This is a genomic window from Streptomyces yamdrokensis (genome assembly GCF_053890455.1).
This window is the reverse complement of record NZ_CM132679.1, coordinates 2,124,693-2,142,324: the sequence shown is the minus strand read 5'-3', so window position 1 is coordinate 2,142,324 and position 17,632 is coordinate 2,124,693. Positions and strand designations below refer to the sequence as shown.

19 protein-coding genes are annotated in these 17,632 nt (G+C 73.1%); 11 read left to right on the top strand and 8 right to left on the bottom strand.

The genetic code is table 11. The features are described 5' to 3' along the window. Positions 1 to 194: 194 nt before the first annotated feature. Together ACWZEH_RS08985 and ACWZEH_RS08980 are read left to right on the top strand one after the other, a co-directional pair. The gene (locus tag ACWZEH_RS08985; protein WP_456197231.1) at positions 195 to 1,517 is read left to right on the top strand and encodes a sensor histidine kinase; all 1,323 of its coding nucleotides are present in this window, start codon (positions 195 to 197) and stop codon (positions 1,515 to 1,517) included. After that, the gene (locus ACWZEH_RS08980) at positions 1,505 to 2,167 is read left to right on the top strand and encodes a response regulator (RefSeq protein WP_456197229.1); all 663 of its coding nucleotides are present in this window, start codon (positions 1,505 to 1,507) and stop codon (positions 2,165 to 2,167) included. Before ACWZEH_RS08985 ends, ACWZEH_RS08980 begins: the two co-directional genes overlap by 13 nt. On the opposite strand, the gene ACWZEH_RS08975 is transcribed toward ACWZEH_RS08980, so the two are convergent. The 3 genes from ACWZEH_RS08975 to ACWZEH_RS08965 all read right to left on the bottom strand — a co-directional run bounded on the left by ACWZEH_RS08975 (position 2,134) and on the right by ACWZEH_RS08965 (position 4,673). Next, on the bottom strand, positions 2,134 to 2,589 hold the full coding sequence (locus ACWZEH_RS08975; protein WP_456199510.1) for a MazG-like family protein: 456 nt from the start codon (positions 2,587 to 2,589) through the stop codon (positions 2,134 to 2,136). The two genes, ACWZEH_RS08980 and ACWZEH_RS08975, sit on opposite strands and share 34 nt — an antisense overlap. 128 nt (positions 2,590 to 2,717) lie before the next feature. After that, positions 2,718 to 3,260, bottom strand: a complete 543-nt coding sequence (locus ACWZEH_RS08970) for a DoxX family protein (protein ID WP_456197228.1) — start codon at positions 3,258 to 3,260, stop codon at positions 2,718 to 2,720. A gap of 411 nt (positions 3,261 to 3,671) precedes the next feature. Continuing rightward, positions 3,672 to 4,673: a Gfo/Idh/MocA family protein gene (locus ACWZEH_RS08965; protein WP_456197226.1), complete on the bottom strand. Its 1,002-nt coding sequence runs from the start codon at positions 4,671 to 4,673 to the stop codon at positions 3,672 to 3,674. 184 nt (positions 4,674 to 4,857) lie between these two features. Between ACWZEH_RS08965 and ACWZEH_RS08960 the strand changes: the two genes are divergently transcribed. The 3 genes from ACWZEH_RS08960 (at position 4,858) to ACWZEH_RS08950 (ending at position 8,685) form a co-directional block, all read left to right on the top strand. Further along, positions 4,858 to 6,300, top strand: a complete 1,443-nt coding sequence (locus tag ACWZEH_RS08960; RefSeq protein WP_456197225.1) for a multidrug effflux MFS transporter — start codon at positions 4,858 to 4,860, stop codon at positions 6,298 to 6,300. Between the two features lie 11 nt (positions 6,301 to 6,311). Continuing rightward, the gene (locus ACWZEH_RS08955; protein ID WP_456199509.1) at positions 6,312 to 7,430 is read left to right on the top strand and encodes a serine hydrolase domain-containing protein; all 1,119 of its coding nucleotides are present in this window, start codon (positions 6,312 to 6,314) and stop codon (positions 7,428 to 7,430) included. A gap of 238 nt (positions 7,431 to 7,668) precedes the next feature. Continuing rightward, positions 7,669 to 8,685: a small ribosomal subunit Rsm22 family protein gene (locus ACWZEH_RS08950; RefSeq protein ID WP_456197223.1), complete on the top strand. Its 1,017-nt coding sequence runs from the start codon at positions 7,669 to 7,671 to the stop codon at positions 8,683 to 8,685. Positions 8,686 to 8,856: 171 nt separating this feature from the next. On the opposite strand, the gene ACWZEH_RS08945 is transcribed toward ACWZEH_RS08950, so the two are convergent. Beyond that, positions 8,857 to 9,087, bottom strand: a complete 231-nt coding sequence (locus ACWZEH_RS08945; protein WP_456197221.1) for a DUF6243 family protein — start codon at positions 9,085 to 9,087, stop codon at positions 8,857 to 8,859. 105 nt (positions 9,088 to 9,192) lie between these two features. Here ACWZEH_RS08945 and ACWZEH_RS08940 point away from each other — a divergent pair, with 105 nt between their 5' ends. Both ACWZEH_RS08940 and ACWZEH_RS08935 read left to right on the top strand, forming a co-directional pair. After that, positions 9,193 to 9,849 (top strand): TetR/AcrR family transcriptional regulator, encoded by a 657-nt coding sequence (locus ACWZEH_RS08940; protein WP_456197219.1) that lies wholly within the window; start codon positions 9,193 to 9,195, stop codon positions 9,847 to 9,849. 184 nt (positions 9,850 to 10,033) lie between these two features. Then, positions 10,034 to 10,771 (top strand): bifunctional DNA primase/polymerase, encoded by a 738-nt coding sequence (locus tag ACWZEH_RS08935; RefSeq protein WP_456197217.1) that lies wholly within the window; start codon positions 10,034 to 10,036, stop codon positions 10,769 to 10,771. Positions 10,772 to 10,836: 65 nt separating this feature from the next. On the opposite strand, the gene ACWZEH_RS08930 is transcribed toward ACWZEH_RS08935, so the two are convergent. Next, positions 10,837 to 11,883, bottom strand: coding sequence for an SCO2278 family lipoprotein (locus ACWZEH_RS08930; RefSeq protein WP_456197215.1), 1,047 nt, complete (start codon positions 11,881 to 11,883; stop codon positions 10,837 to 10,839). Positions 11,884 to 12,083: 200 nt separating this feature from the next. Beyond that, on the bottom strand, positions 12,084 to 13,253 hold the full coding sequence (locus tag ACWZEH_RS08925) for a serine hydrolase domain-containing protein (RefSeq protein WP_456197214.1): 1,170 nt from the start codon (positions 13,251 to 13,253) through the stop codon (positions 12,084 to 12,086). Between the two features lie 213 nt (positions 13,254 to 13,466). On the opposite strand from ACWZEH_RS08925, the gene ACWZEH_RS08920 reads away from it, so the two are divergent. Further along, complete coding sequence (locus tag ACWZEH_RS08920) at positions 13,467 to 13,928, top strand: DNA-binding protein (RefSeq protein ID WP_456197212.1); 462 nt, start codon at positions 13,467 to 13,469, stop codon at positions 13,926 to 13,928. Between the two features lie 67 nt (positions 13,929 to 13,995). Here ACWZEH_RS08920 and ACWZEH_RS08915 read toward each other — a convergent pair whose 3' ends face one another. Continuing rightward, positions 13,996 to 14,418, bottom strand: coding sequence for a hypothetical protein (locus ACWZEH_RS08915; RefSeq protein WP_456197210.1), 423 nt, complete (start codon positions 14,416 to 14,418; stop codon positions 13,996 to 13,998). 84 nt (positions 14,419 to 14,502) lie between these two features. Continuing rightward, positions 14,503 to 15,255, bottom strand: coding sequence for an SCO4225 family membrane protein (locus ACWZEH_RS08910; RefSeq protein WP_456197208.1), 753 nt, complete (start codon positions 15,253 to 15,255; stop codon positions 14,503 to 14,505). 156 nt (positions 15,256 to 15,411) lie between these two features. Here ACWZEH_RS08910 and ACWZEH_RS08905 point away from each other — a divergent pair, with 156 nt between their 5' ends. The 3 genes from ACWZEH_RS08905 (at position 15,412) to ACWZEH_RS08895 (ending at position 17,620) form a co-directional block, all read left to right on the top strand. Beyond that, positions 15,412 to 15,675: a hypothetical protein gene (locus ACWZEH_RS08905; RefSeq protein ID WP_456197207.1), complete on the top strand. Its 264-nt coding sequence runs from the start codon at positions 15,412 to 15,414 to the stop codon at positions 15,673 to 15,675. Positions 15,676 to 16,317: 642 nt separating this feature from the next. Beyond that, positions 16,318 to 16,962, top strand: a complete 645-nt coding sequence (locus tag ACWZEH_RS08900; RefSeq protein WP_456197205.1) for a PhzF family phenazine biosynthesis protein — start codon at positions 16,318 to 16,320, stop codon at positions 16,960 to 16,962. Between the two features lie 289 nt (positions 16,963 to 17,251). After that, positions 17,252 to 17,620, top strand: coding sequence for a hypothetical protein (locus ACWZEH_RS08895; protein ID WP_456197203.1), 369 nt, complete (start codon positions 17,252 to 17,254; stop codon positions 17,618 to 17,620). Positions 17,621 to 17,632 lie beyond the last annotated feature (12 nt).

Sequence of the window (17,632 nt, the reverse complement as noted above, 5' to 3'; positions counted from 1 at the left end):
CCGTCGCAGGAGCGGCGGGGCCCGGTCACGGGTTCCGTACCGCCGCGCAGCACCGTGTCCCCGCGCACCGGTCGCGGCATCCCCGCGTCCGACCGCCGGAGCGGTGCGCACGGGACCGCCCGCGCCCTCTATCCTCACTGCCCTGGAAGCTGTGCGCAGCGCAGGGCGGGGCAGGGCAAGGGCAGGCGGTACACATGAGGACGCACGACCGGTCGGCGAAGACGACCGACGTCCCGGCGCGCCCGACGCCCGCCCCCACGCCGTCGTCCACCTCCGTCTCCACCTCCACCTCCGTCTCCGTCTCCGTCCGCACCCGCGTCGCCCTGGACGCCCTCGAACACCTGGTCAGCGGATTCGGTACCGGCATCCTCGCCCTGGTCGTCCTGCTGTGGCTGGCCGTGACCGCCGTCTCCTGCCTCGTCGGGGTGGGCCTGGTGCTGCTGCCCTCCGCGCTGCACGCGGTGCGCGCCGTCGCCGACCGGGAGCGGGCCCGGCTGTCCCGCTGGGGCCCGGAGATCATCGGTCCGGCGCCGCTCCCGTCCGGGCTGCGCGCCGCCGTCACCGACCGCACGGTCCGGCGTGAGGTGTGCTGGGTGGCCACGCACGGCGTCCTCGGCATGTTCCTCGGCGCGGTCGGGCTGACGCTGCCGCTGAACGCGGCCCGTGACATCAGCTTCCCGCTGTGGTGGCACCTCGTACCGGAGAGCGCGGCCACCGCCGCCGCGGGCTGGTGGACCGTACGCGACTGGCCCGGCGCCTTCTTCGTCCTGCTGATCGGTGTCCTGTGGCTCGCCGTCATCCTGCTGTGGATGCCCGCCCTCGCCCGGCTCCAGGCGTGGCCCGGCCGCCGGCTGCTGCGCCCCGACGGCGACACCGACCTGGTCCTGCGGGTCGCCGAACTCACCGCCACCCGCGCCGCGGCCCTCGACGCCCACGCCGTCGAACTGCGGCGCATCGAACGCTCGTTGCACGACGGCACGCAGAACCGTCTGGTCGCCGTCACCGTCCTGATCGGCGCGGCCCGCCGGGCCCTGACCCGTAACCCCGCCGACGCCGAGGCCGCCCTCGACCGCGCCCAGGACGCCGCCGAGCAGGCGCTCGCCGAACTCCGCGCGGTGGTGCGCAGCATCCTCCCGCCGGTGCTGGCCGACCGCAGCCTGCCCGACGCGCTCACCGCGCTCGCCGCCGACTGCCCCGTCCCCTGCGCCATCGACGCGGACGTGCCCGGCCGGTGCGCCGCGTCGGTGGAGGCGACCGCGTACTTCGTGGTCGCCGAGGCCCTCACCAACATCGCCAAGCACAGCGGCGCGAGCCGGGCCACCGTCACCGTCCGGCGCCGCGACGACCGGCTCTGCCTGACGGTCCACGACGACGGCCGCGGCGGCGCGGAGGAGAGCGGCGGATCCGGCCTCACCGGCATCCGGCGGCGCACCGAAGCACACGACGGAACCATGGAGTTGGCCAGCCCCACCGGCGGCCCCACCACCCTGGAAGTGACCCTGCCATGCGGATTGTGATCGCCGAGGACGACCCCCTGCTGCGCGAAGGGCTCGCGCTGCTGCTGCGCGCGGAGTCCCTGGACGTCGTGGCCACGGCGGGGGACCCCGAGGCCTTCCTCGAGGCCGTGGACGCCGAACGGCCCGACGTGGCCATCGTCGACGTCCGGATGCCGCCCACCCACACCGACGAGGGCATCGTCGCCGCCGTGGAGGCCCGGCGGCGCCGCCCCGACCTGGCCGTCCTGGTCCTGTCCGCCTACGTCGAGCAGGCCTTCGCCACCAGCCTCCTGGTCCGGGGCAGCGCCCGGCTCGGCTATCTGCTGAAGGAACGCGTCGGCCGCGTCGAGGAGTTCCTCGGCGCCCTGCACCGGGTGGCGGAGGGGGGCACCGCCATCGACCCCGAGGTGGTCGCCCAACTCCTCACCCGCAGCCGCCCCGACGAGCGGCTGCAACGGCTCACCCCCCGGGAACGCGAGGTCCTGGCCCTGATGGCCGAAGGGCTCGGCAACGCCGCTGTCGCCGAACGGCTCGTCGTCTCCGACGGCGCCGTCCACAAGCACATCCGCAGCATCTTCGCCAAGCTCGACCTGGCCCCCACCGACCGCACCGACCGCAGGGTCGCCGCCGTCCTCCACTACCTGGAGGGCGGCGCCGCCCGGCGCTCCTGACCAGCGGCAGGGGCGTCCTGGCCGAGCGAGCGTGCGGCGACCTGCGCCACATGCCGGGTGAACACCCCACCGGCGTCGGGGGTGAGGGAGCGCAGGGCGACGAGCGCCGTGAGGGCGACGTCGCACAACTCCGAACCGACGTCGTCCCAGGAGTGCGTGACGCCCTTGCGCGGGTTCTGCCCGGTCGTGCCGATCACCGCCTCGGCGACCTCGCCGACCTCCTCGGACAGCTTCAGCACACGCAGCAGCAGCGCCTCCCGGCCGTCGACCGGGCGGTGGGCGTCCAGCCAGGCGTGCAGGCCGTCGACGAAATCCCAGAGACCGTCCGGCGACGGGGAAGAGGCGGGGGACGGGGAGGAGGCCGCCGAGGGGGAGAAGGGGAAGGAAGGGGAGGGGGAGGGGGACACGGGCGGGCTGGGCATCGGGATCGGATTCGGGTCGCTCATACGGCAGACCCTGGCACAGGGCGCCGACCACACCCGGCCAACCACCCGACCCGCGGGTCGCCGGCCGCCGGCCACCTGACGGCCGGCCGACAGGTGGCCGGCCGTCAGGCGAACAGAACCTCCTGCTCGCCCTCCCGCGCCCTGCGCAGGCGCCGGCTGCGTGCGCCCACGACCACCGCCGTGGCCGCCGCGGTCGCGGCGAAGGCCACGACGACCATCCAGTCCCGGTCGGCCGAGTGACCGAGGGCGTGGTCCAGCGAGAGGCGGCCCGGACCGGTGACGGCGAGGCCGGCCGCCGTCAGCCCCAGGGTCGCGGCATGCTCGTAGCCGCCCTCCTGGTTGAAGAAGCCGTTGGGCGCGTGCACGGCGGCCGCGCCCGCCATCGCCCCGGCCGCCGCCGCACCCGCCGCCGGAGTGGCGAGACCGAGCGCGAGCAACGCGCCGCCGCCCGCCTCCGCGAGGCCCGCCGTCGTCGCGCTGATCCTGCCCGGTGAGTAGCCGATGGTCTCCATGAACTGGCCGGTTCCCTCGATCCCGCCCCCGCCGAACCAGCCGAACAGCTTCTGCGCGCCGTGTGCCGCCAGGGCGCCGCCCGTCCCCACCCGGAGCAGCAGCAGGCCCAGATCACGTCGGTCGTAACAGGTCACGTCGTCTCCCGGTCCCGAGCAGTCCCAGTGGCAGCCGCAGCCGAAGTCGCAGTCGCCTGGCGTGACCACCGTCGCACTCCGGCACCCGGTCCGGCCTGCGGCCGTCCGCCGTTCGGGTGGCGCGGCCGGCGCCGTGGGGCGGCCGCGCGGCAGCCCGACGCGGCAGCCGTTCCACCCACCGGCGCGTACCCCGCGGTCCCACGCGGGTCCGCCCCCTGCCGGTGCGGTGGAACGACTGCCGCGTCCTCCCCCTCGATGTGGTCTGCGCAGCCCGCGGAAGCCATCGGCCTCACATGTGAAGCTCTGGTGCGGGAGGGATGAGCATATGACCGTCACCGGCCGCAATGCTGCGGACTGTCGCATTCCGTTTGTGCAGCTTGTGAAGTCCGGAGGTTTTGGCTCCGGATCGGCTCAGCCGGCTTCCCCGGGGTAGCGGACGCCGATGCGCTCCCGGATCGCGTCGAGCGTCCGCATCACCGAGAGCGTGCCGTCCAGCGGGACGAGCGGGGACTCGGTCTCACCGGCCCGCAGGGCGCGCATCGCCTCGGCCGCCTCGTGCTTGAGGGTGTTGCGGGACCCGTCCGCCGGGTCCGCGGTGAACTCCTCGGCGTCCCGGCCCTCCCGGTGCAGCACGAACCGGTCCGGGAAGAAGAAGCCGTACGGGATGTCGATCCGGCCCTCGGAACCGGTGACCGAAGCGGAGGTCGCGGTACCGCCGACGATGGAGCAGTGCACCGACGCGACGGCCCCGTTCTCCCAGGAGAGCAGTGCGCCCGTCTGGAGGTCGACCTTCTCCTCCGAGAGCGTGGCCTTCGCCACGACGTCCGCCGGCTCCCCGAGCAGCAGCTGCGTGAACGACACCGGATACACGCCGAGGTCCAGGAGCGCGCCGCCGCCCAGTGCCGGGTCCCGCAGCCGGTGCGACGCGGGGACGTTCGCCGCCAGCCCGAAGTCGGCCTGCACCGTGCGCACTTCACCGATCGCGCCGTCGTCGATCAGCGCCTTCAGCCGCCGCACCATGGGGTGGCAGTACATCCACATGGCCTCCATCAGGAAGCGCCCCCGGTCGCGTGCCAGGCCGACCAGTTCCGTCGCCTCGCGCGCGTTGAGGGTGAACGGCTTCTCGCACAGCACGTTCCGCCCCGCCTCCAGGCACAGCCCGGCCGCGGCCCGGTGCGCCGAGTGCGGGGTGGCGACGTAGACGATGTCGATCTCCTCGTCCCGCGCGAGCGACTCCCAGTCGCCGTACGCCCGCGGTATCCCGAACCGCTCGGCGAACGCCTTCGCCGGCTCGGGCGACCGCGAGGCCACCGCCACGATCTCCGCGTCCGGCATGTCCACCAGATCCGCCGTGAACGTCGCGGCCATGCCGCCCGTCGCCAGAATTCCCCAGCGCACGTTCTGCCCTGTCATCCGTTCCGCCCTTGCTCGTTCGTGGTTCGTGGTTCGCTCGTTGCCCGTGATCCCGGTCACTCTTCCGTGGAAGCGCTCCCATGACATCCTCGCGAACATCTTCACCCGAGACCGCCGCTCCGGGCGAGCACCCCGTACGGGCTGAGAGCATAGGGAGCCTACGTATCAAAAAGGGAGGGGCCACATGCCCGAGGGCGGGGCGTCCACATCCACCACGACATCGAGGACGGCGCCGGGCACGGCCACTTCGACAGCCACCGCGGGCAAGGGGAGCCGCCGCGGGAGTCCGGGGACCCCGGTACGGGTGACCGGGGCGACCCGGGCGACCCTCCTGCTCACGCTCATCCTGGGCAGCCTGACCGCCACCGCCCCGCTGGCGATGGACATGTACCTCCCCGCGCTCCCCGAGGTCACCCGGTCGCTGGGGTCGACCGCGTCCACCGTCCAGCTCACCCTCACCGCCTGCCTGGCCGGTATGGCGCTCGGGCAGCTGGTGGTGGGGCCGATGAGCGACCGGTGGGGGCGCCGTCGGCCGCTGCTCGTCGGTCTCGCCGCCTACGTCGTCGCCACCGCGCTGTGCGCGATCGCGCCCAGCGTGGAACTCCTCATCGCCTTCCGGCTGGCCCAGGGCCTCTCGGGCGCGGCCGGCATCGTCATCGCGCGGGCGGTGGCCCGTGACCTGTACGACGGCGTGGCCATGGCCCGCTTCTTCTCCACCCTGATGCTGGTCTCCGGCGTCGCCCCGATCGTCGCCCCGCTGATCGGCGGGCAGGTGCTGCGGGTGACGGACTGGCGGGGCGTCTTCGTCGTCCTCACCGCCCTCGGCGTCCTGATGGCGGCCGTGGTGTGGGTGAAGCTGCCGGAGACGCTGGAGCCCGCAGACCGTCACCGCGGCGGGATCGGCGAGACGCTGGGCTCGATGCGCAGGCTGCTCGCCGACCGGGCCTTCACCGGCTACGTCCTCACCGGCGGCTTCGCCTTCGCCTGCCTCTTCGCCTATGTCGCCGCCTCCCCGTTCGTCGTCCAGGAGATCTACGGGGCCTCCCCGCAGACGTTCAGCCTGCTGTTCGGGATCAACTCGGTGGGCCTGGTGATCATGGGCCAGATCAACGGCAAGGTGCTGGTCGGCAGGGTCCGGCTGAACCGGGTGCTCGGCCTCGGCCTGGCCGTCGTCGTGGCCGCCTCGACCGCGGTGCTGCTGATGGCGCTGGGCGTGTTCGGGGACGTCGGGCTGGCGCCGATGGCCGTCGCGCTGTTCGTGCTGATGTCCGCCATGGGCATCACCATGCCCAACACCCAGGCGCTCGCCCTGATGCGGATCAAGCACTCCGCCGGCTCCGCGTCCGCCCTGCTCGGCACGTCGTCCTTCCTCATCGGCGCCATCGCCTCCCCGCTGGTCGGGATCGCGGGCGAGGACACCGCCGTTCCGATGGGCGTCGTCCAGCTGACCGCCGCCCTGGCGGCATCGGCCTGCTTCCTGGGAATGTGCCGCCCCGGGCGCGGGCGCGCGGCCACGGACGACGGGATCACCCTGCGGCCCCGCGCGGCCGGCGGGCCCGCCGGAAGCGGTACAGCCGGCAAAACCAACGGAACCGGCGGCACCGGGAGAGCGGAGGCGGACAGCTGAGCGCACCGAGACTGCGCCGTGGCACACCGGAACGGGCCGGGCTCGACCCCCGCGAACTCGCCGCCCTCGTCCAGGAGGTCCGCGCCCGCACCGACGGGGAACACCCCTGGGCCGCGGGCGCCGTCGTGGTCGCCGGCCGCGGCCCGGTGCTCGCCGTGCAGGAGGCGGCGGGCTGGGCCGTACGGTACGCGGGATGCGACGAGCGGACCGGGGCCGCGGTGGAGCTGCCGTCCGGCGACCGCGTGCCGATGACCGTGGACACCCCCTTCGACCTGGCGTCCCTGACCAAACTGTTCACCTCGGTGGCCGCCGTGCAGCAGATCGAGCGCGGCACCCTGGGCGCCGACGCCCGCGTGGGCTCGTACCTGCCGGACTTCCCGGCGGCCGTACGGTACGGCATCACCGTCCGTCATCTGCTCACCCACACCTCCGGGCTGCGCCCCGAACTCCCGCTGTACGACTGCGCCGACGACGCGGAGCGCCTGGCCCGGCTCCGCGCGGAGCGGCCGGTCGCGGTGCCCGGCACGTACCGCTACTCCGACCTGAACATGCTGCTGCTCCAGCACCTCCTGGAGCGCCTCACCGGCCGCACCCTCGACACGCTCGTCCGTGACGGCATCACCCGGCCGCTCGGCATGACCGCGACCGGCTTCGGCCCGTGTCCGGGCGCGGCGGCCACCGAGGACCAGCGGCGGCCCTGGGCCAGGGCGGACCGGGGCATGCTGCGCGGCGAGGTGCACGACGAGAACGCCTGGGCGCTCGGCGGTGTCGCGGGCCACGCCGGTCTCTTCTCCACCGGCCCCGACCTGGCGGTCTTCTGCCGCACCCTGCTGGCGGGCGGCTCGTACGGCCCCGCCCGCATCCTCGGCCCCGACCTCGTGGACCTGCTCCTCGCCCCGCCGGGCCTGGGCTTCGCCGTGGACCAGCCGTGGTTCATGGGGGAGCTGGCCGGGCGGGGCGCGGCCGGCCACACCGGCTTCACCGGCACCTCCCTGGTCCTGGACCGTGCCACCGACACCTACCTCGTCCTCCTCGCCAACACCGTCCACCCCCGCCGCCCGCCGGCCCCGTCCAACGGCCCCCGCGCGATGGCGGCCACGCGTGTGGCCCGCGCGGTCCGGGGGAAGTGAGGGGCACCCCATGGACGGGCGGCGCTTGCCGGGGCGGGCCGGGGCGGCCGGCGCGGCGGGCGGCACCGTCGCGCCGGAACCGCCGGCGCGCTCGAGTCCGGTCCCGGAGTGGGCCCCGTCCTTCCGCGGGCGTCGCTCCCGCTCCTGGGACTCTTCCCGACGACGGCCGCCGCGGTGGAGCGGGCGCGGCGTCGCGGCCGGTGACGGGGGCCGTCCGCCCGCGCCGTAGAATCGCGAGGTGAACGCCCCCGCTCCCGCCTCGCCCGGCTCTCCCGCCGACACCCTGCGCGGCGCGCTCGCCGGGCTGCTCGACGGGCTTCCGCCGCGGCAGGCGGCACAGGCCGTCGAGCGGCTGATCGCCACCTACCGGGGCGCCACCCCGACCGCGGCGCCCATCCTGCGCGACCGCGCGGACGTCGCCGCGTACGCCGCGTACCGGATGCCCGCCACCTTCGGGGCCGTACGGTCCGCGCTGACGGCGTTCGCCGACGCGGTGCCCGGCTGGACGCCCGGCGACCACCTCGACATCGGCGGCGGGACCGGCGCCGCGGTCTGGGCGGCGAGCGCCACCTGGGAAGGGAAGCGACCGGTGACCGTCCTCGACTGGGCCGAGCCCGCCCTCGCCCTCGGCCGGGAACTCGCCGCCGCCCACCCCGCCCTCGCGGAGACCCGCTGGCAGCGCTCCCGGATCGGCAGCGCGCTCGCCCTCGAGCCCGCCGACCTCGTCACCGTCTCCTACGTCCTCAACGAACTGACCGACGCCGACCGCGCCGCCCTCGTCGACGCCGCCGCCGGTGCGGCCCGGGCCGTCGTGATCGTCGAACCGGGCACCCCCGACGGCTACGCCCGCGTCATCGAGGCCCGCGACCGGCTGGTCCGGGCCGGTTTCCGGGTGGCCGCCCCCTGCCCGCACAGCGCCGACTGCCCGATCGTCCCCGGCACGGACTGGTGCCACTTCTCGGCGCGGGTCAGCCGTTCCTCGCTGCACCGCCAGGTCAAGGGCGGCTCCCTCGCCTACGAGGACGAGAAGTTCAGCTACGTCGCCGCCACCCGCCTCCCGGTGAGCCCCGCCCCCGCCCGCGTCGTCCGCAAGCCGCAGATCCGCAAGGGCCAGGTCCTCCTCGACCTCTGCGAGACGGACCCGGCCCTGCGCCGCACCACCGTCACCAAACGCCACGGAGACCTGTACCGGGCGGCCCGGGACACCGACTGGGGCGACCCCTGGCCGCCGCCGGCCGATGACGAGGGGCAGTAGGGCCTGTCGCGAGAGTGACGCCTGCCGCGCGGCGCCCGGCACGCGCTCTCGTCGCACCGCCCGAGAGCCCGGGTACGCCCGGTACGAGGGCTTTTGGACGGCACGCCGAGAGCACGCACCGGACGCCGCGCGGCCGCCCTTCGGGCGACGACGCCACTTTCGCGACAGGCCCTACCAGGCCCGGTTCCCGGGCTCTCCTTCGCTTCCTTCCCGCTGCTGTACTCGCTGGTGTTCCTGCTCGCGTCGCTCCTGGAGCCCGCGCAGCAGTTCGCGCTTCCGGGCCCGGGCGTCGCGTCCGCCGCCGACGCGGCCGTCGCGTCCGCCGCCGCGCAGGGCCTCGCGGCCGAGGTGCTGTCGGGTGCCGCCGACGCCCAGCATGTTTCCGGATCCGCCTCGGGACATGGTGACCTCCATTTCTCCGACCCGTGACGAGACGTATCGTCTCGTTCAATTCCTCACCACTCTCAGGCGAGACGTACCGTCTTGTCAACCTGGTAAATTCAAGCCATGGCCTCGAACAGCTCCTCGTCCCCCGACTCCACCCGCCGCAGCGAGCGCTCCCGCCGCTCCATCTACGACGCGGCCATCGCCCTGGTCGTGGAGATCGGCTACCCGAAGACCACGATCGAGGGCATCGCCGCCCGTGCCGGCGTCGGCAAGCAGACGATCTACCGGTGGTGGCCGTCGAAGGCGGACGTCCTGCTGGAGGCCTTCCTCGACCTCGGCGAGCAGGCCGCCCGTACCGCCGCGGAGGAGTACGGGACCGTCGACGACGGGCGAGGGGGGCCACAGGGCAGGGGCATCCCCGACACCGGGGACCTCGCAGCCGACCTCAAGCTCGTCCTGCGCGCCACGGTCGACGAGCTGCGCGACCCGGCGTTCGAGGCGCCCACCCGCGCCCTGGCCGCCGAGGGCGTCGTCAACGAGGAACTCGGCCGGAGGTTCGTCGCCAAGCTGCTGGAACCCTCGCTCCAGCTCTACGTCGACCGGCTGCGCTCCGCGCAGGAGGCGGGAGACGTCCGCCCCGAGATCGACCCGCGCATCGCCCTGGAACTGTTCGTCTCGCCACTCGCCCAGCGCTGGCTGCAGTACACCGGGCCGATCTCCCACGAGTACACCGACACCCTCGTCGACTACGCCCTGGGCGGCATCGCACCCCGCTGACCAGGTCCAAAACCCTGGGGCGGGCGAACCCCGCGCGCATACCCTTCGCCCCGTGGGGCACCCATCGTCACGTCCGGGCCCCGCTTGTCCCGGCTGCGCCGATTGTGGGCTCCGGCCCCCCGAGGCGCAGGATGGTGGGACCATGGGGCATGCTGTGGAGCACGACGGCGAGGCGAGGAGCTAGATGAGCGCGGAGTTCGGCGGTAGGACCGGCAGGCAGGGCAAACTCTCCCGGTGGCTGCGCGGACGCCGCCCGGAACCAGCCGTCGACGAAGGCGGCCGTGAGGCTCTGCTGCTCGCCGCCGCCGGTGCGGGACTCCCGCTCTCGCCCGCCGCCCACCCGGCCGGATACGGCTGTTCCTGCGACCGCGTCGGCTGTCCCACTCCCGCCCGGCACCCCGTCTCGTTCGCCTGGCAGACGCAGTCCACCACCGACCGCGCCCAGATCGAGCGCTGGGCCCGCCACCAGCCCCAGGCCAACTTCATCACCGCGACCGGCATGGTGCACGACGTACTCGACGTGCCCCTCGAAGCCGGCCACGAGGCGTGGGAGCGCCTGCAGGAGGCGGGGGTCGAGGTCGGTCCCGTCGCGCAGAGCGACGACGGCCGCATGCTGTTCTTCACCCTCACCCGGGGCACCCCCGAGGACGAGGACGAATGGTGGCCGTGCGAGCTGGACTGCCATCCCGAGACGATGGACGAGCATCCGGGCCTGCGCTGGCACTGCCGCGGTTCGTACGTCCTGGTGCCGCCCGCGCGGCTGCCCGGCGAGGACAACCGGTCGGTGCACTGGCTCCGCGGCCCCGAGCACCCGCTGCCCGACCCGCTGAGCCTGCTGGAATACCTCACCGACGCCTGCGCCCGCCACGCCGGCGAGCACCCCGACCAGGCGGCCGCCGCGGCCTGGCCCTCGCGCCGCTGACCCGCCGCGGAACCCGGCCCCATGCGGTCCGGTCCCGCCGCAGGGCGGCGACGACGGCGGACGCGCTAATCGCCCTTGGCCGACGTCAGCCCCTGGATCCGGCCCAGGATCTTCACCTCGCCGTCGCCACCGCCGTCGGCGCCCGGGTCCAGAGCCACCTCGTTGGACACGAACTCCATCGTCAGGTTCTGCTGTATCTCGCCGGTGGTCAGCGCCAGTACGTCCTTGTTCGGCGTCGGTACGGACGTCCCGGCGGCGGCCGTCTGCTTCTCGAAGTGGCGCGTGGTGAAGAAGACCAGCGCCCCGCCGTCCTCGGTACGCAGCGCCAGCGGCGCGTAGTCGCCGTTCGTCATCGGCTCGTCGATGTACTGCGTGGCCAGACCCGGCCGGGCCGACTGCTTCGTCCGCAGCGCCCGCCACGCGCTGGTGTGCGGCCCCTCGGCGAAGGCGGCGTCGCCACCGTCCTCGCCGTTCTTCAGGTACGACGCGTACGTCGCGCTCAACTCGCCGGGCGGTACGGCCAGACCGGTCGCGTTCGCGGGCACCGCCTCGGCCCAGCCGTCCTTGTCCACCGCGAACCCGGGCATGACGTCCGGGGCGACCAGCGTCAGATACGCAGCCTCCCAGGTCTCGTCCAGGCCGCCGCGCGTGAACACCAGCAGCCAGCGGGAGTCGCCGCCCTTGTTGCCGGCCGCGTCCGCGAGGAACCAGCGGGGCCAGCCGGCCTTCTTGGGGATGGTGAACTTCGCGTCGGTCAGCCTCAGCGGCGCGTGCCGGGGGTTGCCGTCCGGGTTGTTGGCCTTCCCGGCCGTCAGCCGCGCCGCGTCGATGTCGGCGAGCGCGCCGGTGGTGTGGTCGGCGTCCAGGGAACGGTCGTACGCCTTGTCGGCCTTGTTGTAGGCGGCCGTGAACTCCTGGAGCGCCGTGGCCGCTTCGGCGCGGGTGGTGGCCGGAAGCACCTCCCGCTCACCGTGCACGACTACGCAGCCGCTCGCCGTCAGCGACAGAGCGGTCACCGAGGCGGCCGCGATCAGCACGCTCCGGTCGAACCCGCGGAACCCGTGGGGCCCGTGGAACCCGCGGAGCCTTCGAAGGCCGAGATACCTGCTCATCCGGATCCTTCACCTTCCCCTTCCCGGAGCCGAACCCTACCGGGGCGGGGTGCGGCGCGAACGCCGGGACCGGATACAGCGGCCACACCGTGACCCGGCGCGGAACCCGCCCGGGTGAGGGGGCCGGAGGGAGGGGCATGACGGCGTGATCAGGAAGGGCGACCCTCGGCGGAGGAGGTGTCCTTCCCGGTCCTCACGTCCTACCGGTTGAAGGCGGGCAGGGCGAACCGGGCGACGAGCGGGAAGCCGTCCTCCCGGGCGCTCTTGGCGTTCACCGAGTACACCACCGTCCGGGACAGGTCCCGGGTCGCGGCCAGCACCGTGTGGTAGCCGGGCCGGGACCCCGTCTTGCCCCAGAGCTCCGTCCCGTTGTGGACGAAGCGCTGAAGCGCCATGCCGTAGGACGCGCCCTCGACGTCGGGGACGACGAACATCTGGTCCAGGAGCGGCTGCGGCACCACCCGGCCCCGGAACAGGGCCACCAGGAGCCGTTCCAGGTCGGCGGTGGTGGAGATCATGTTGCCGACCGCCCAGCGGTCGGACATGTTCCACTCCGTGACGTCGGTGGTCCGGCCGCCGATGTCCGTGTAGGCCCGGTGGTGCGGGCCGTGGACGCGCGGGTCGGGTCCGGCGGGGAAGCCGGTGTGCCGCATGCCCAGCGGACGGAAGATCCGTACGTCGGCGCGGTGTTCGTAACGGTCGCCCGTCACCCTCTCGATCAGCAGGCCGAGCACGGTGTAGTCGATGTTCTGGTAGACCTGCCGCTCCCCGGGCGCGAAGGCCGGCCCCTTCGCGACCGCCGTGGCCACCACCCGCTCGGCGCTGAGGGTCCAAAACCGGTGGGGGTACATCTCCTCGGTGGTCGAGCCGAGGTTCGCACCGGGCCGCAGACCGCTGGTGTAGGTGAGCAGATGCCGTACGGTCGGCGGCTCGGTGAAGGAGCCCGGCAGCAGGCCGGGCAGATAGCGGGTGAGGGGCGCGTCGAGCTCGACCCGCCCCTCCGCGACCAGCTGAAGCACCAGCGCCGCGGTGACCACCTTGGTCGTCGACCCGGCCCGGAACCGCGCGTTCTCCAGAGCAGGGGCCCCGGTCCGCAGATCCCGCACCCCGGCGGCCCCCGCCCAGCTCCCCTCGCCCCCGACCCGGACGAGAGCGGCCGAGATGTCCCCGTCGGGGAGTCCGGTGAGGGCCTGTTCCAGGGCGGCGACGTCAGGACCGTCGGGGTCAGGGGCGACTCCGACGGGCGACACGGCCGCCGCGGAAGTGGTTCCGGGGGGATGGGCGGCGGCCACTTTGGCCAGGGGGCCGAGAGCCGCCCCGGCCAACAAGGCGGAGGCAACGGCGATACGGACATGGCGATGGGCATTCATGTACGGGTTCTCCTGCTTCCCAGGGGGCAGCGCTTCGGACGGACTCCATCCTGGTGATCGCGCACGCCACCGTGATCCTGCGCGAAGAGGAGCCCGACCCCGCATGTCCGGGGCTCAGTTCTCGGGGTGACCCCTAGGTCGCACAGGCGGCTTGAACGGATTGTTTAAAGCAATCCATTGACAAGCATCTGTGCGACGTCTCACCCTTGTCCCATGCCGTCGACTCCCGAACAGTGCCCCGAGTCCGACCCCGACCCCTTCACGCCCCCGCATCCGGAGCAGGCGCGGGCGCAGCGCGTCCACGCGTCCCTCTTCCGCATCGCCGAGCGGCACGCGTCCACCGACGAGCAGCGCCGCCGACAGGTCCACCCCTCGGTCCTCGGCCCGCACGAAGCCGTCAGGCTCGTGTCGTTCCTGCTCAGCGGAGCCGCGCAGTCGGACGACGGTGAACCGGAGGTGGACCGGGCCGACGTCACGGCCGCGCTGAGCCTCGTGCCACTGGCCCGTGGGGAGCTGGACGAACTGGAAACCGGCCTCCTCCAGATGGCCCGGGGCCGCGGCATGACCTGGCAGGACATCGCCTTCGGTCTCGGCCTCGGCACCCCCCAGGCAGCCAGACAGCGTTACGAACGCCTGGCCGGCCGGACGGCGGCCACCGAGGAAGGCCCCGAGTAGGAGGGCCCGCCCCACGCCTTTGCGCACCTCGCGCTTCAAGGAACTCGATCAGGCGGTCGTCGTGGACTCAGCACCACTGCGACTCCGCGTGATCCGCGACGATCTCCACGTGGAGAACGTCTTTCTCCGGGCTCTCCACACCCAGGTATGCGGTCGTCCCGTCCACCGACTTGGTGAAGCAGCCGGGCACGGTCTCGCCGCCGTCCGTGGTCCGGGGCCGCCAGTTGTCGGCCCGGGCAGCCTCCCGGTAGTGCCGCAGGGCCGTCTTCGGCGAACCGTCGTACCGGTACCGCGTCCCGACGACCACGAAACGATCGTCGTCATCGCACTCCCGGTAGCGGCTCGCCCGGTCCGCCCCGTCCGGCGATGTGCCCAGTACCGTCTCGTGGGCCATCGCCTCGGCGAGCCGGTCCTCTTCCTCGCCGCAGCCGTAGGCGGTCAGGAAGTACACCGCGGGCAGGCCCACCAGCAGCAGCCCCGAAGCGGCCACGGCGGCAGTCAGTTTGGATCCCGCCCCCATTTTCCCCATGCCGAAGGACGTTAGCGCACCACCGCGAAGGCAGGAGCGGAGGTATCAGGCGACCGGGCGCGCTTCCCGTGTCCGCAGCGTGCGTGCGAGCCGACCGAGCAGCACGGCGTTGAACAGTCCGGACAGAGCCGCACCGACGGAGAAGAGCAACGGGCCCAGCCAGGCGAGCGAGGAGCTCCACTCAGCGGGGGACGCCACCAGGAGGGCGACGATGCTGAGCGGTGCCGTGGTCATGAGCGGCCAGATCCCGGCGAACCCCGGGTCCGGCAGCAGGTACGCGGCGACGAGGAAGAACCCCAGCGACGACGCGACCACGACGAGATACCCGCGCGCGAGCCAGTTGTCCATCGCGGGGGCCAGCAGGGCCCGAGTCCTGCGCACACCAGGGCTTGCACGGCGAGCAGTGTCCGTTCCCTCCCGCTCCGAGGGGCCCGAGACACGCGGGTGGGGCTCACGCGAGCCGGGTGACACGGCGGTCGCGGATCCCGCGAGGAGAGCGCCGAGCACGGCGGCGTTCACGAAGGCACACAGAAGGAGCCATGCGACCCAGAAGGTGATGGCCAGCGCCTCGACCGCCTCGCCACCCTCCGTGCCCGGACCGAAGGGCAGAACCGCGGCCAGGAGGGAAAGAGGCGCCGTGAGCAGCAGAGGGATCGAGGCGAAGCCGCTCTCCGGGAAGAGGAACACGGCCGGGACGGAGAGAGCGAGGGCAGCCAGGTAGCTCCTGGCAAGCCAGTTGCCCGTGGCAAGCGCAAGGAGCCGGTGCGGGAGGCTGCGCGGGCGGGAGTCGTTCGGCATCGCGGGTTCCTTCAGGTCGGCCCAAGCTTGGCGCTCTCAACGATGGACCGGAACTCCCGTGCGGGGATGAGTACACGTACTCATCCCCGCACGGGAGTTCCGGAAAGTGCTCCACCCCCGTCCATGGCGGTCGTTTCCGGGTGGCATTCTGGGGCCATGCGACCCCGGACACTCTCCACCGAGAGCGATCTTCGGCACCTGCTCAACGAATGGGATCCGATCGGCGTCGCCGACCTCGTCCAGGGCGAGTACGACTGCGTGCTGGCCCCCTTGCTCCAGCGGCTTTGTGGCGGTGCGAGCCGGACGGAGATCGGTGAGTTCCTGCGGCGCGAACCGGAGGATCACTTCGGGCTTGATCCCCTGGGTCCGCGGCCCGAAGCATCGGCGCCCTCCGGCGGCTGGAAATGCCACGCGTCGTAAGAGACCAGGAGTTTCCCGGATCGCACATGCGCGATCCGGGTCGTGCTGTCGAGGAGTGCCCGGATCGCGACAACCTCGGTGCTCATGGACAGGTGGGTGAGCACCGGGGTCTGCAGCAGTCCGCCGTGCGCGGCAACGTCCAGGAGGAAGGTCCATTCCCCGCTGCGGCACACCCCACACCCGCGCCGCAGGCGTCTCGTGGCCGCTCCGCCCGAAACGCCGCAACGCCTCGTCGGGCGTGCACAGCGGGTACGGCGCCTGGTTGGAGACACCCAGGCGGGACAGCACCTCGTCGGACGAAAGCCCTCGCACACATGCGATGCCGAAGTGGTCCCGGGGCGCACAGCCGGCCGGTGCGGATTCCGTCACCACCGCTCGTTCTTCGGCTCGGCAGTCGTTGTACGTGCCACGACCCCGTGCACGGTTGTCCGTGTCGGGCCGGCAGCTTGTCCGCGTATGTCTTAGTCACCGTAGCGCCGGCGCCTCACCGGAAGGGGGACAGTCGTTCCTCCTCGTTGCCGGAGTCCTCCGATCGTCCACGTGGGCGCGGCTGCTCACGTTCTCCCGGGAGTGGTCGGCTCCACACCGGCGCCACCGTGAGCTGGGGCGACCTCGGCCGCTGCGCGATGCTTCAATGCCCCCGTGAGTGACTACGACGTGGTGCGCGTCTTCTGCGGCCCCCGGGGCGGGTACGGCAACGAACTCGGTGTCGTCCGCGAGGGTTCCGTCATGCCCGGGCGGAGCGAGCGGCAGCTGTTCGCGGAGAAGCTCGGCTTCAGCGAGACCGTGTTCGTCGACGACCCCGAGCGCGGGGTGATCGACATCTACACCCCCACCCTGCGCCTGCCCTTCGCCGGCCACCCCTGCGTCGGTGCGGCCTGGCTGCTCGACGTGCCCGAGCTGGTCACGCACGCCGGGGTGGTGGGCGCCCGGCAGGACGGGGAGTTCTGCTGGATCGAGGCGCGCGCGGAGTGGGTGCCGCCACGCACCCTGCGCCAGTACGCCACCGCCGCCGAGGTCGACGACCTGGCCGTGCCGCCGAAAGGGGAGTGGACCTACGCCTGGGCCTGGGAGGACGAGCCCGCCGGACGGGTCCGCGCCCGCGCCTTCCCCGGCCGCGACGACGGCATCGACGAGGACGAGGCGACCGGCGCCGCCGCCCTCCTCCTCACCGACCGGCTCGGACGCGCCCTCAACATCACCCAGGGCACGGGCTCCCAGATCCTCACGGCACCCCAGCCGTACGGATGGACCGAGATCGGGGGGCGGGTGTTCCTGGAACGCTGAGGTCGGCTCAGGCTTGCGAGGAGAGCACGCCAGGCGTCGCACCCGAACATGATCACCGGGCCGGCCGGGTCCCTCCCAGGTGCACAGGCCAAGGCGCCGCCCCGGACTGACCTCCGTTTCGGAGGCAATGCCGGCCTCTGTCAGGCGATCTTCTCCGTAGCCTCCCGCCCACGACTGGCGCGAGCACCGAGGGAGCGAGTGACCAGTGGTTCCTCGTTCCACTCATCGACCGGCGGATCACCGGACCCGCCCCTGAAGCGCCGATCTGCTCCGCCACTACGACATTGTGATGATCCACCACGACCACAGCGAGCGGGGCAAGGCGGATGCCGTCCGTGACCGTTCTTCCGACGGCGCGCACCGGATTGTGGCCCTGGTGCCCGTACGGGAGACCGAGGCGTGGATGCCGGCAGACCCCGCGGCCCCGAAAGAAGCGGCCCCCACGCGTGGCGCCGCGTGGGAGGTGCCGCACGACGTGGAGAAGGCCGCAGACCCGAAGGCCGTGCCGAAGGCGGCTCTCGGCGGCCGGCGCGATGCGGAGCGGGACTTCGGACGGCTGGGGCAGACGGTCGCGCTCGATGCCCTGCGCAAGGTTCCCGCGTACCGGGCCTGGAGCGAGGAGTCGCGCAGGGCGATGGAACGGCTGCGGTTTCTGTGAGCCGCGGAGCGG

Bases quoted from the DNA above. Each gene is read 5' to 3' on its own strand.
- ACWZEH_RS08985 (WP_456197231.1), top strand. From the start codon at position 195: ATGAGGACGCACGACCGGTCGGCGAAGACGACCGACGTCCCGGCGCGC.
- ACWZEH_RS08980 (WP_456197229.1), top strand. From the start codon at position 1,505: ATGCGGATTGTGATCGCCGAGGACGACCCCCTGCTGCGCGAAGGGCTC.
- ACWZEH_RS08975 (WP_456199510.1), bottom strand. From the start codon at position 2,589: ATGCCCAGCCCGCCCGTGTCCCCCTCCCCCTCCCCTTCCTTCCCCTTC.
- ACWZEH_RS08965 (WP_456197226.1), bottom strand. From the start codon at position 4,673: ATGACAGGGCAGAACGTGCGCTGGGGAATTCTGGCGACGGGCGGCATG.
- ACWZEH_RS08960 (WP_456197225.1), top strand. From the start codon at position 4,858: ATGCCCGAGGGCGGGGCGTCCACATCCACCACGACATCGAGGACGGCG.
- ACWZEH_RS08945 (WP_456197221.1), bottom strand. From the start codon at position 9,087: ATGTCCCGAGGCGGATCCGGAAACATGCTGGGCGTCGGCGGCACCCGA.
- ACWZEH_RS08940 (WP_456197219.1), top strand. From the start codon at position 9,193: ATGGCCTCGAACAGCTCCTCGTCCCCCGACTCCACCCGCCGCAGCGAG.
- ACWZEH_RS08935 (WP_456197217.1), top strand. From the start codon at position 10,034: ATGAGCGCGGAGTTCGGCGGTAGGACCGGCAGGCAGGGCAAACTCTCC.
- ACWZEH_RS08930 (WP_456197215.1), bottom strand. From the start codon at position 11,883: ATGAGCAGGTATCTCGGCCTTCGAAGGCTCCGCGGGTTCCACGGGCCC.
- ACWZEH_RS08925 (WP_456197214.1), bottom strand. From the start codon at position 13,253: ATGAATGCCCATCGCCATGTCCGTATCGCCGTTGCCTCCGCCTTGTTG.
- ACWZEH_RS08920 (WP_456197212.1), top strand. From the start codon at position 13,467: ATGCCGTCGACTCCCGAACAGTGCCCCGAGTCCGACCCCGACCCCTTC.
- ACWZEH_RS08910 (WP_456197208.1), bottom strand. From the start codon at position 15,255: ATGCCGAACGACTCCCGCCCGCGCAGCCTCCCGCACCGGCTCCTTGCG.
- ACWZEH_RS08905 (WP_456197207.1), top strand. From the start codon at position 15,412: ATGCGACCCCGGACACTCTCCACCGAGAGCGATCTTCGGCACCTGCTC.
- ACWZEH_RS08895 (WP_456197203.1), top strand. From the start codon at position 17,252: ATGATCCACCACGACCACAGCGAGCGGGGCAAGGCGGATGCCGTCCGT.